This is a genomic window from Caballeronia sp. M23-90 (genome assembly GCF_053574605.1).
The window spans coordinates 1-11,063 of the sequence record NZ_JBSIPA010000201.1; the positions used below are offsets into that span (position 1 = coordinate 1).

The window sequence follows — 11,063 nt, forward strand, 5'->3', positions numbered from 1 at the left end:
CGCGATTCCACGCGGGCAGATCGAGGCCGCAAAGACGTTCAACCTCACGCGGCACCAGACCCTGTGGCACATCGAGATCCCGCAAGTGGTTGCGTTGACCCTGCCGGCGCTGGTCTCGGAGATGATCCATCAGCCGTGGCGCGAGCAACAAGGAAGCCGCGCGCGAACTCGAACTGAGCCCGAGCACCGTACGCACGCATGTGGAGAGCGTATTCCGCAAGCTCGAGTGTTCGACGCGCGCCGCCGCCACGCTCAAGGCATCGGGCATGGGTTTCTTATGAGTGTCCCGTCGAGACTTCGCCGGCAATCCAGTTGCTGAAGGAAAGCATGGCGGGTGTCATGCTTTTTCCTCTCACTGATGTCAGCCAGTAACTGCCCGCGTTCACCTCGACGCTGAACGGACGAACGAGACTGCCCATGTTCAGTTCGCGCTCGAACATCACGGCGGGCGCGAGCGCCACGCCCGCGCCCTGCATGGCTGCTTCCACCATCAATCGCGACGAATCGAATACGGGACCGCGCAGCGTTCGCGGCGCAATGCCGGCGGTGGCGAACCAGCGCGTCCAGTCATCGACACGATACGAGCGCAACAACGTCTCGTTGGCAAGCGCCTCGGGCCGATCGAGCCGCTGTCCGATCTCCGGCGAACACAAGATGGCAAGCGGCGCGTCGAAGAGCTTGGTCGCGACCGAACCCGGCCATGTGCCGTCGCCGAAACGAATCGCGAAGTCCAGCCCTTCGGTTGCCAGATCGACCAGGTTGTTATGCGTGAGCAAACGCAGTTCGATAAACGGATGCGCCGCGCGGAACGACTTAAGGCGCGGCATCAGCCAGCCGACCGCGAAGGTGCCGACGGCGCCGACCGTCAGCACCTCGTGGAAATGGCCGCCATCGAATTGCTTGAGGACGGCTTCGATCCGATCGAACGCATCGGTCAGGACCGGGCGCAGCGCGAGGCCTTCGTCTGTGATCCCAAGGCCCCTCGGCAAGCGCTTGAAGAGCGTCGTGCCAAGCCGTTCTTCAAGCGATCTCACTTGCTGGCTGACCGCCGCCTGCGTGACATTCAGTTCGAGCGCGGCGCGCGTGAAGCTCAGATGCCGCGCGGACGATTCGAACGCCCGCAAGGCGTTCAGAGGGAGATAAGGCCGCATGATTTAGCCGATCCATTAGATTTTCTTGGGTGCGCGTCAATTTATCATCGTTTGTCAGTGCGATCCAAACCGTCGATATTGAGCGCTCAATTCACGTCACGAATGGAGGATCAATGGTTACACGGCGGATATTCACGGGCGCTCTTGCGGGCGCGTCCCTAGCTGGTGTTGTGGCGGCATCGTTTGGAGAATGGGCGATGGCCGCAGATAGCGATGGCGCCGGTCTAGCGGACAAGATAAGCAAACGGCTCGCGCGGATCGAAGCGAGCACCAGTGGCCGGCTCGGTGTCTCGGTCCTGGACACGGGTTCAGGCGCCCACGCCGGACTGCGCGCCGACGAAGCGTTTCCCATGTGCAGCACCTTCAAGTTCCTCGCCGCCGGTTTCGTACTGGCGCGCGTGGACAAGGGCGAGGAAGACCTGAAGCGGAAGATCGTCTATTCGAAGAGCGATCTGGTCGATTACTCGCCAGTCACGCAACACCACGCCGACAGCGCGGGCTTGAGCGTTGCCGCGCTATGCGAAGCTGCGATCACACTCAGCGACAACACCGCCGCCAACCTGCTGCTCGCGAGCTTCGGCGGACCGGCCGCGCTGACTGCGTTTGTGCGGACGTTGGGCGACACGCAAACGCGCCTCGACCGCAACGAACCGACGCTCAACGAAAGCACGCCCGGCGATCCGCGCGATACCACCACCCCCAACGCCATGCTCGCCAATATGCGCACGCTGCTGCTGACGGACCGGTTGTCGGTGAGTTCATGCGCTCAGTTGCGGGACTGGCTGATCGCGAACAAGACCGGCGCGAAGCGCATTCGCGAGAAGCTGCCAAAGGACTGGCGCGTCGGCGATAAAACCGGCACAGGGTCGCACGGCTCGACCAATGACATCGCGATCATCTGGCCGCCCAAACGCGCGCCGCTGCTCGTCACGGCTTATCTGACACAAACGAGCGCGCAAAACGCTCGCAGGGAAGCGGCGATTGCGGATATTGGCGGACTGGTTGTGTCGTCGTTTTAAGACCGACATGAAATGCACGGCACAATGGCGACTCTTCATGTCAACAGACCCGCTTCGATGATCAACAAGCTCTCTCATGAACCCGGCCGATGGATCGCCCCGCTGCTCCTGGTTTCGTGCCTCTGCGCGGCAACAGCAACATCGGCTTTCGCCGCGTCCGCAGAACCCAGGGACAAGACATCCGACGCGCTGGACGCGTGCCTGAACAATCCGAAGACCATCTCGACCGCGGACATGTCGGATTGTTATTCGGTCGCCTACAAGGCGTTTGATCATCGATTGAACGTGGCGTATCAGCGCCTGCTGAAGACGCTTCCGGCCGTGCCCGCACAAAAGCTGAAGGCTTCGCAGCGGTCCTGGCTGACTTTCCGCGATGCCGAACTGGCGACGCAATCGGCAATTTTCGCAACGCGCCAGGGCACGATGTACGTCCCGATGCAGGAAGACGAAGGCATGTCCCTCACGCGCGACCGCGCATTGAGACTGGAGTCCTATCTGGGCGTGATGTCAGTCGGAGAGCCGTGACATAACCGCAAATCGGCCGTTCATCAACGGCCGTTTTGCCGTTTGCAAGCCGCCATGATCTGTTTCTTCTTCGCAGCCAACCACGCCTTGCATATACGTCAGGATAGATTTATCTCAGCGAAACGCGCAATTCACGTGATAATTCGCAACAGAAAAAGCCAGTCGCGCCGATAACCATATAACCACCATACATTGCGCACTCCATGGCGTTCAGCGAACCGCAGTCGCCATTTTTCAAATGGCTCGTAGGATCCGCTCAAGACCTGAGCGCCGACAACCGGCAAGTCCTGCTCTCGAATCTTTTCACCAGGACAACGTCGATTGTCATGGCATCGATTTGCGAGCTCAGCGTTTGTCTGACGGCGTTATATCTCTACCCGGGCGCGGGCTACCTGGCCTGGACGCTGGCCGTGCTCGTGGTTCTGGCCGCGCGGCTGTTGCTGATCGCGGTTTGCTGCAGGCGCAGCGAGCGCAACGAACCTACCCCTACGTCGCTTTTCCTTGTCGCCAGCATTGTGTGGAGCGCGCTCCTCGGACTCGGCGCGCTGCTTTGCAACATCAGCGGCGACCAGACGCTCTTTCTGTTGGGCAACGTCTGCGCGGTCGGCGTGGTCGGTGGACTGGCCGGGCGCAATGCCGGCACGCCGCGGCTCGTGATGATCCAGATATCTGTCATCTTTGCGCTGCTCGGCCTGGGCGCGGCAATGTCGCCCGGATCGGGAAAGATCGTGCTGCTGTTCCAGGCGCCGTTCTGTGCCGCAGGATTTTTCACGGTCGCACTGCGCAGCAACAAGGACACGGTCGCCATGCTGCGGGCGCAGGAAACCAGCAACCGCCTTGCGCGCCACGACAGCCTGACGGGTCTTCCCAACCGTGCGCGCATCAGCGAGTTGCTGCTCAATCGTACCGACGCCGAACCCGCGCTGCGCCCCGGATCGTTTGCCGTATTGCTTATCGATCTGGACGGTTTCAAGGCGATCAACGATAGCCTCGGCCACGCCGCCGGCGATCTCGTGCTGCAGGAATCGGCGAGACGTTTGCGGGCGGTGCTACGCCAGGGCGATATTGTCGGACGTCTGGCGGGAGACGAGTTCGTCGCCATATCGAACGATGCGTCTCTAAGCGAAGAGGTCCGCCTGCTCGCCGACCAGATTGTAAAGACGCTCGCCCGGCCGTTCGTGCTCAATGACGCGCTCGTGCGCATTGGCGCCAGCGTCGGCATTTCGCAGTACCCCGAGCATGGCGACACCGGACCGCAGTTGCTGATCTGCGCGGACCGCGCGCTTTATGCCGTCAAGCGCAGCGGCAAAAGTGCGTTTGCAGTTTTCGATGCTCAGGCGCACGCCTCCGATGACAGCCTGAGCCTCTTGCGCAGCGATCTCGAAGGCGCGCTTCAGGCTTTCGGCAGTGGCTTGCGCATGGAATATCAGGCGATCGTGAATCTCGCGAGCGGTGCCACGACTGGCCGCGAAGCCCTCGTCCGATGGACCCATCCCACGCGCGGCGAGTTGCCGCCCACCACGTTCGTGCCTATTGCCGAACGCACGGGGCTGATCCTGCCGCTCGGCGAATGGGTGCTGCGGCGCTCATGCGAGGAAGCGGCCGGATGGCGCGAACCGGTGGTCGTCGCGGTGAACGTGTCGCCGGTCCAGTTGCGCGAGGAGACGTTCGCGGACCTGGTGGCATCGGTGCTTCGCGAATACGATATGGCGCCCTCGCGTTTGAATATCGAGGTGACGGAAACCGTGCTGATGAGCGACGACGGCCCGACGCGCCGCAACGTGGAACGGCTTCGTGCAATGGGTATCGGCCTGGCGCTCGATGATTTCGGCACGGGGTTTTCGACGTTATCGAACTTGTGCCGCTTTTCCTTCGATACGCTCAAGATCGATAGCTCGTTCGTGCGGGAATCGGTGCATCGGAGGGAATCGGCGGCGGTCGTGCGCGGGATCGTGGCGCTCGCGAGGGAACTCGGGATTCCGACGACGGCGGAAGGGATCGAGACCGATGAGCAGCTTGCGTTCGTGCGGGGTTGCGGATGCACGAGTGCGCAGGGGTTTTTCCTGGGGCGGCCGGAACGGGGGGAAAGGATTGCAGGAGTAACCGTTTAATTCCGCACCCGTTTTCAAGGCCGTCAAAAAATTTGCCCTCTCTTGCTCGTTTACGCTACATTACGCTCATTCTTGATCGATTCGAGACAACGAGCAACCAATGCAAAGAACCCGCCGCGACGCCACCGACGCCCTTCTCCCCGACGAACGTGCCGAGCTGATACTCGAACGCCTGCGCTCAAGCGGCCGCGTCCTGGCCGCAGACCTCGCAGCAGAATTCAGCACATCCGAGCACACCATCCGCCGCCACCTGCGCGACCTCGCCGATGCCGGCCACTGCAAGCGCGTCTATGGCGGCGCACTGCTGATATCGCCGGCATCGACTGCCGGTTCAACGCGTCTGCGCGAAGCCGGCGATCGCAAGGCAGTGCTCGCGGCATTGGCGGCGAGCATCGTCCGGCCGGGGCAGATCATCTTGCTCGACGCCGGCTCGACCAACGTCGCGATCGCCGCTGCGTTGCCCGATAACGCGGATCTCACAGTCGTGACGAACTCCCCCGATGCCTGTTCGCGGCTGATGGATCGTCCTGGTATCGATGTAATCCTGGTTGGTGGGCGCATGAGTCCGCGCGGCGCCGGAGCGGTCGGTGCCACCGCGTTGCTGCAGGTCCAGCAAATCAGGGCGGACCTGTGCTTTCTGGGCGCGTGCGCGATCGATACCACTGAAGGCGTCGCCGCGTTCGATGCTGAGGATGCCGAACTGAAACGTGCAATGGTAAAAGCGAGTGGGCAAGTCGCCATAGCAATGACATCGGAGAAATTGATGACTGCAGCACCTTATTTTGTAGCGCCTGCGTCGGGCATCGACCACCTGATCCTGGAAGCGGATGTCCCCGCCGAACGCCTTGGTGCATTTGAAAACCTTTGCGGCAACGTGATGGTGGCGCGATGAAACCCGTCTCCGAACGTATCGCCACAACCGCCATATTTCTCGCCAACGGACTTGGGATCGGCGCGTGGGCCGTCGAGGTTCCGCGCATCAAGGAGGCCTTGTCCCTGAGCGACACCGCGCTGGGACTGGCACTATTCGCGTTCGCCCTGGGCGCGATCGTCGCCATGCCGCTCGCCGGCCGCCTCGCACCGCGTTTTGGCAGCGGACGCGTCACGGCGTTCCTCGGCATTGCGTTCGTGATCGCACTGCCCTTGCCCGCATTCGTACCCGACTTCGCGGTCCTCTGCGCGGTGCTTTTTGTCCTGGGCGCGGCAAACGGCGCACTGGATGTATCGATGAACGGACACGCCAGCGCCATTGAAGGCGAATGGCACGCGCCGATCATGTCGTCCTTTCACGCAGCGTGGAGCGTGGGCGGTTTGCTCGGTGCGGCATCGGGCGCCGCGCTCCAGGTGAACGGCATCGGCACGATGGGCGGCCTTCTGATTCCCGATGCAGTCATCGCCATGCTTGTCCTTGCCGCCGCCGTTTTTGCGCTAAGGGATATTGGACCGCGGGTGCAGAAAGCGGCGAGCGGGTTCGTGCTGCCTAGCGGCGCGGTGATGAAACTCGCCGGCCTCGCGTTTCTCTGCATGCTGGTCGAAGGAGCGGTTGCCGACTGGAGCGCGGTGTTCCTGCGCTCCGCACTCGATACACAAGCGAGCGCCGCGGCGTTGGGTTATTCATCGTTTGCTTTTGCAATGGCGGCGTGCCGCGTTGTCGGCGATGTCTCCGTGCGCCGGCTCGGATCGAGTGCAGTGGTTGCAATCGGTGGCCTGATCGCAGCGCTTGGGCTTGCCCTGGTGCTTGGATACCCGAACGTGGTCACCGCTTGCGTGGGCTTTGCGCTGGTAGGTATTGGACTGGCGAACATCGTCCCGGTCATTTTCAGCGCAGCCGGACGATCGACATCGACGCCCGCAGTCGGGGTCTCGATGGCGGCAACCGCGGGTTACGCCGGGTTCCTGGTCGGTCCGCCGATGATTGGATTTGCAGCGGGGTTCCTTGGCCTTCGGCTTGCGCTGTTTGCGCTCGTTATAGCCACGCTCGTTGTTTGCCTGCTAGGCGGCAAAGCAGTCAGGAGCGCAGCCGCCTAGCCCTTGACGACTAGTGCGTCAGGCCGAGGAATTCAGCGAAAAATATCCGCGACAAGATTCGATACCGCACGTATGCGCTCGCTTCCGCGCAGGGCGGGATGCAGCACCATCCATACGTCCTGATCAAGCTCGCGAATATGCGGTTCGACGCAAACGAGGTCACTGGTGGTGTCGCCCGCGAGTTGCGCGAGCACACCCAGCCCCGAGCCTCCAAGCACGCCGTCGAAGACGCCGAGGACATAGCTGCATCGAAGGCTCGGTTCCGGCGCGCCCGGCAAGGTCTTCAGCCATCGCGCCGCCGGATGATCGCCACGCCGCTCGTCGTATCCCACGAACGAGAGCTTGTTCCACTCGCGCCGTTTGATCGCCACCTTGTGACGCAGATAATAATCACGCGATGCGTACAAACCAAAGCGCACCTTGCCGATGCGCCGGACATACAGGTCGCCTTCCTCCGGACATTCCGACCAGATGGCAATGTCCGCCTCACGACGCGCAAGGTTATAAGGGCGTTGCGACGTCAGCACTTCGATAGCCAGCCCCGGGAATCTTTCCTGGAAGGAGCCGAGCAGCTTCATCAGGATGTAGGACATCCATTCGACGGCGTTGATCCTGACCGTGCCCTCAAGACCATGAGAACCGGTGACGTCGCCGGCGCGCTCGATCTGATGCGCGAGGATTTCCATTTGCTCGGCCCAGGTCAGGACCTGTTGCCCGAACACGGTCACCGTACAGCCGGAAGGTACGCGGTCAATCAGGGGTTCACCTAGTCTTCTTTCGAGTTCGGTCAGCCGGCGCGAGAGCGTCGCGGCGCTCAGATCGCACGCCAAAGCCGCAGCCCGCATGGTGCCTTCACGCGCGATGGCCAGCAAAATGCGCAGATCGTCCCAGTCGACGTGTTCCATATTCGAAACGCCCGCTTTCAATTTTAGAGGTAGCATATCGCTATTCGCGAGGATAGCATTAGACCTCGATAGACCACCCTCGCTTGAACTAAACAAGCACCGGGAGCGGTCTTTCAGATACTCCGCGCCAGAGGAAACGTCATCAGGACTTTCCTTTCAGATTGATTAACTCGTCAATCTCGCGCGTTTCAACTACGCAATGACCAAACGACTCGCGGCTGCCACCCGGTAGACCGAAGAGCGGACTCCGGAGACTTTATGACCCGCAAGCACAATCAAGCTCGACGCCGCGTACTCGCCGCAACCGCGGTGTTTGCCGCCGCCTCGCTCTTGCCCGTTTCATCGGCATTCGCTCAAGCAGCCAAAAAACCCACCGTCGCACTCGTGATGAAGTCGCTCGCGAACGAGTTTTTCCTGACGATGGAAACCGGTGCCAAGGACTATCAAGCCCACAACACCGACAAGTTCACGCTGATCACGAACGGCATCAAGGACGAAACCGATACCGCCAACCAGATCCGCATTGTCGAGCAGATGATCGTGTCGAAAGTCGATGCCCTCGTGATCGCGCCGGCGGACTCGAAAGCGCTGGTACCGGTGATCAAGAAAGCGGTCGATGCCGGGATCATCGTGGTGAACATCGACAACAAGCTTGACACCGACGTGCTCAAGTCCAAGAACCTGAACGTGCCGTTCGTGGGTCCGGACAACGCCAAGGGCGCGCGTCAGGTGGGTGAATACCTGGCCAAGCAGAAGCTCAAGTCGGGCGATGAAGTCGGCATCATCGAAGGCGTTTCGACCACCACGAATGCGCAGCAGCGCACGGCAGGTTTCAAGCAAGCCATGCAAGCTGCGGGCGTGAAGGTCGTTGCATTGCAATCGGGCGACTGGGAAATCGATAAAGGCAATGCGGTGGCATCGCAAATCCTGAACGCGAACCCGAATGTGAAGGCGCTGCTGTGCGGCAACGACAACATGGCGATCGGCGCGGTATCGGCTGTGCGCGCAGCGGGCAAGGCAGGCAAGGTGCAGGTCGTGGGTTACGACAACATCAACGCCATCAAGCCGATGCTCGCCGATGGCCGCGTGCTCGCCACGGCCGACCAATACGCTGCAAAACAAGCGGTATTCGGTATCGATACTGCGCTGAAGGCGCTGTCGACGCATCAGAAGCAGTCGGACTTGTCGAGCGTTGTCGAGACGCCTGTCGATTTGGTCACAGGCAAGAAGTAACGCTCGCGTCACGCTTCACGAGTCATCGCCATCATGGCGAGCCGCAGGACAAACGTGTGTCCTGCGGCACGACTCCACGCCTTAACTGTCCCGACGCACCGCGCTCCGGATTCACCATCAAGCACCTTCCAGTCTTTCTAAAACGATGCCAAGTCCAATCGTCCCTTCCGCCGATGCGCCTCCGGTGCTGACCATACACGGCATTGGCAAGACTTATGTCGAGCCGGTGCTCATGGATGTGTCGCTGCATCTGCGTCCCGGCGAAGCGCTCGCGCTGACCGGCGAGAACGGCGCGGGCAAAAGCACGTTGTCGAAGATCATCAGCGGTCTCGTGACGCCGACCACCGGCTCCATGCAGCTTGCGGGCGCTGCGTACGCACCGGCAAGCCGTAGTGACGCCGAAGCGCTCGGCGTGCGCATGGTCATGCAGGAGCTGAACCTGCTGCCCACGCTGTCGGTCGCAGAAAACCTGTTCCTGAACCGCTTGCCTCAACGTGGCCTCGGCTGGATCGATCGCGCGAAGCTGCGTGAGGACGCACATCACGCCATGGCGCAGGTCGGTCTCGATGCAATCGATCCGGACACGCTCGTGGGCGAGCTGGGTATCGGTCATCAGCAGATGGTCGAGATCGCGCGCAACCTGATTGGCGATTGCCGCGTCCTGATCCTCGATGAACCCACCGCCATGCTGACAGCGCGTGAAGTCGACCTGTTGTTCGAGCAAGTCGACCGCCTGAAGGCGCGCGGTGTAGCGCTCGTGTATATCTCGCATCGGCTGGAAGAACTCGCGCGTGTGGCCGAACGTGCAGCGATCTTGCGCGACGGCCGACTCGTGCATGTTGACGCAATGCACAATCTGAGCAGCGACAAGATCGTCACGCTGATGGTCGGACGCGATATTGGCGAGCGCATCGATCTCGGCGAACGCCGTATCGGTACGACCGCGTTCAAGGTACAAGGCATGACGCGCGGCCACGCAGTGCGCGACGTATCGTTTGAAGTGAAGGCCGGCGAGATTTTTGGCATCAGCGGGCTGATCGGCGCGGGACGCACCGAACTCATGCGCCTGATCTATGGCGCGGATCGGGCGGATAGCGGCGAGGTTTTCGTTGCACGCCACGGCGGCACGCTCGCGAAAGTCAACGTCAAGTCGCCGTCCGATGCCGTGAACCAGGGTATCGCACTGATCACCGAAGACCGCAAGGGCGAAGGCCTGTTGCTGCCCCAACCTATCGCCGCGAATATCTCGCTTGGCAATATCGGCGCGGTATCCAGGCACGGCGTGGTCGACGCAAAACGCGAAAACGCACTGGCGCAAAAACAGATCACCGCGATGCGCATCCGTACATCGAGTGCGGCGCAGCCCGTTTCGGAACTCTCGGGCGGCAATCAGCAGAAGGTTGTGATCGGGCGCTGGCTCGCACGCGACTGCACGGTGCTGCTCTTCGACGAACCCACACGCGGTATCGACGTCGGCGCCAAATTCGACATTTATGCATTGATGGGCGCGCAAGCCCGCGAAGGCCGCGCGCTGGTCGTGGTATCGAGCGATTTGCGCGAATTAATGCTCATTTGCGACCGCATCGGTGTAATGTCGGCGGGACGCATGACGGGCGTCTTCGAACGCGATAACTGGTCGCAGGATGCGCTGCTCGCGGCAGCGTTCGCGGGCTATGCCGGCCGCGATAAGATTCTCAGCGAACCTGCCGAGCCGGACACGCACGTACCAGACACAAGAAAGCCAGACGCACATATCACGGAGCACTAGGATGACAACTCAAACCACTACCCCGAAGACGCAGACGGAGCCGCCAAAAAGCGCAAAGCCGATCGGCACGCGGCTCGGGTTCTCGAATTACCTGGGCCTGCTCGGCGCGTTGATCGCGATGATCGCGCTCTTCTCCGTGCTGAGCTCGCACTTCCTCACCTACGATACCTTCAGCACGATCGCGAACCAGATTCCCGATCTCGTGGTGATGTCGGTGGGCATGACCTTCGTGCTGATCATTGCGGGCATCGACCTGTCGGTGGGATCGGTGCTTGCGCTCGGCGCTGCGCTGACCAGCGTCGCCGCGCTGCAATGGCACTGGA

The 11,063-nt window shown here is 61.5% G+C and carries 9 protein-coding genes and 2 pseudogenes; 9 read left to right on the forward strand and 2 right to left on the reverse strand.

What is annotated here, in order from left to right:
* Positions 1-128 precede the first annotated feature (128 nt).
* Positions 129-281: pseudogene (locus tag ACRXB1_RS19505) on the forward strand (response regulator transcription factor); the annotation flags it as partial.
* Here ACRXB1_RS19505 and ACRXB1_RS19510 read toward each other — a convergent pair.
* Entirely contained in the window at positions 276-1,151 is an 876-nt protein-coding gene (locus tag ACRXB1_RS19510) for a LysR family transcriptional regulator (protein WP_449492928.1), read from the reverse strand. The pseudogene ACRXB1_RS19505 and the gene ACRXB1_RS19510 sit on opposite strands and share 6 nt — an antisense overlap.
* A 113-nt stretch (positions 1,152-1,264) precedes the next feature.
* Between ACRXB1_RS19510 and bla the strand changes: the two genes are divergently transcribed.
* The 5 genes from bla (at position 1,265) to ACRXB1_RS19535 (ending at position 6,834) form a co-directional block, all read left to right on the forward strand.
* Positions 1,265-2,170 carry a class A beta-lactamase gene (gene bla, locus ACRXB1_RS19515; RefSeq protein ID WP_449492929.1) on the forward strand — a complete coding sequence of 302 codons (906 nt, stop codon included), beginning with the start codon at positions 1,265-1,267 and terminating at the stop codon, positions 2,168-2,170.
* A gap of 24 nt (positions 2,171-2,194) precedes the next feature.
* Entirely contained in the window at positions 2,195-2,695 is a 501-nt protein-coding gene (locus ACRXB1_RS19520) for a lysozyme inhibitor LprI family protein (protein WP_449492930.1), read from the forward strand.
* Positions 2,696-2,898: 203 nt separating this feature from the next.
* The gene (locus tag ACRXB1_RS19525) at positions 2,899-4,806 is read left to right on the forward strand and encodes a putative bifunctional diguanylate cyclase/phosphodiesterase (RefSeq protein WP_449492931.1); all 1,908 of its coding nucleotides are present in this window, start codon (positions 2,899-2,901) and stop codon (positions 4,804-4,806) included.
* A 100-nt stretch (positions 4,807-4,906) separates the two neighbouring features.
* Positions 4,907-5,698, forward strand: coding sequence for a DeoR/GlpR family DNA-binding transcription regulator (locus ACRXB1_RS19530; protein WP_449492932.1), 792 nt, complete (start codon positions 4,907-4,909; stop codon positions 5,696-5,698).
* Entirely contained in the window at positions 5,695-6,834 is a 1,140-nt protein-coding gene (locus tag ACRXB1_RS19535) for an MFS transporter (RefSeq protein WP_062002039.1), read from the forward strand. Before ACRXB1_RS19530 ends, ACRXB1_RS19535 begins: the two co-directional genes overlap by 4 nt.
* Before the next feature lie 32 nt (positions 6,835-6,866).
* On the opposite strand, the gene ACRXB1_RS19540 is transcribed toward ACRXB1_RS19535, so the two are convergent.
* Positions 6,867-7,739, reverse strand: a complete 873-nt coding sequence (locus ACRXB1_RS19540) for a LysR family transcriptional regulator (protein WP_062002040.1) — start codon at positions 7,737-7,739, stop codon at positions 6,867-6,869.
* A gap of 258 nt (positions 7,740-7,997) precedes the next feature.
* Between ACRXB1_RS19540 and ACRXB1_RS19545 the strand changes: the two genes are divergently transcribed.
* The 3 genes and pseudogenes from ACRXB1_RS19545 to ACRXB1_RS19555 form a co-directional block, all read left to right on the forward strand.
* Positions 7,998-8,972 (forward strand): sugar ABC transporter substrate-binding protein, encoded by a 975-nt coding sequence (locus ACRXB1_RS19545; RefSeq protein WP_062002041.1) that lies wholly within the window; start codon positions 7,998-8,000, stop codon positions 8,970-8,972.
* Between the two features lie 145 nt (positions 8,973-9,117).
* Positions 9,118-10,740, forward strand: coding sequence for a sugar ABC transporter ATP-binding protein (locus ACRXB1_RS19550; RefSeq protein ID WP_062002042.1), 1,623 nt, complete (start codon positions 9,118-9,120; stop codon positions 10,738-10,740).
* A 1-nt stretch (position 10,741) separates the two neighbouring features.
* A pseudogene (locus ACRXB1_RS19555) lies at positions 10,742-11,063 on the forward strand (ABC transporter permease); the annotation flags it as partial.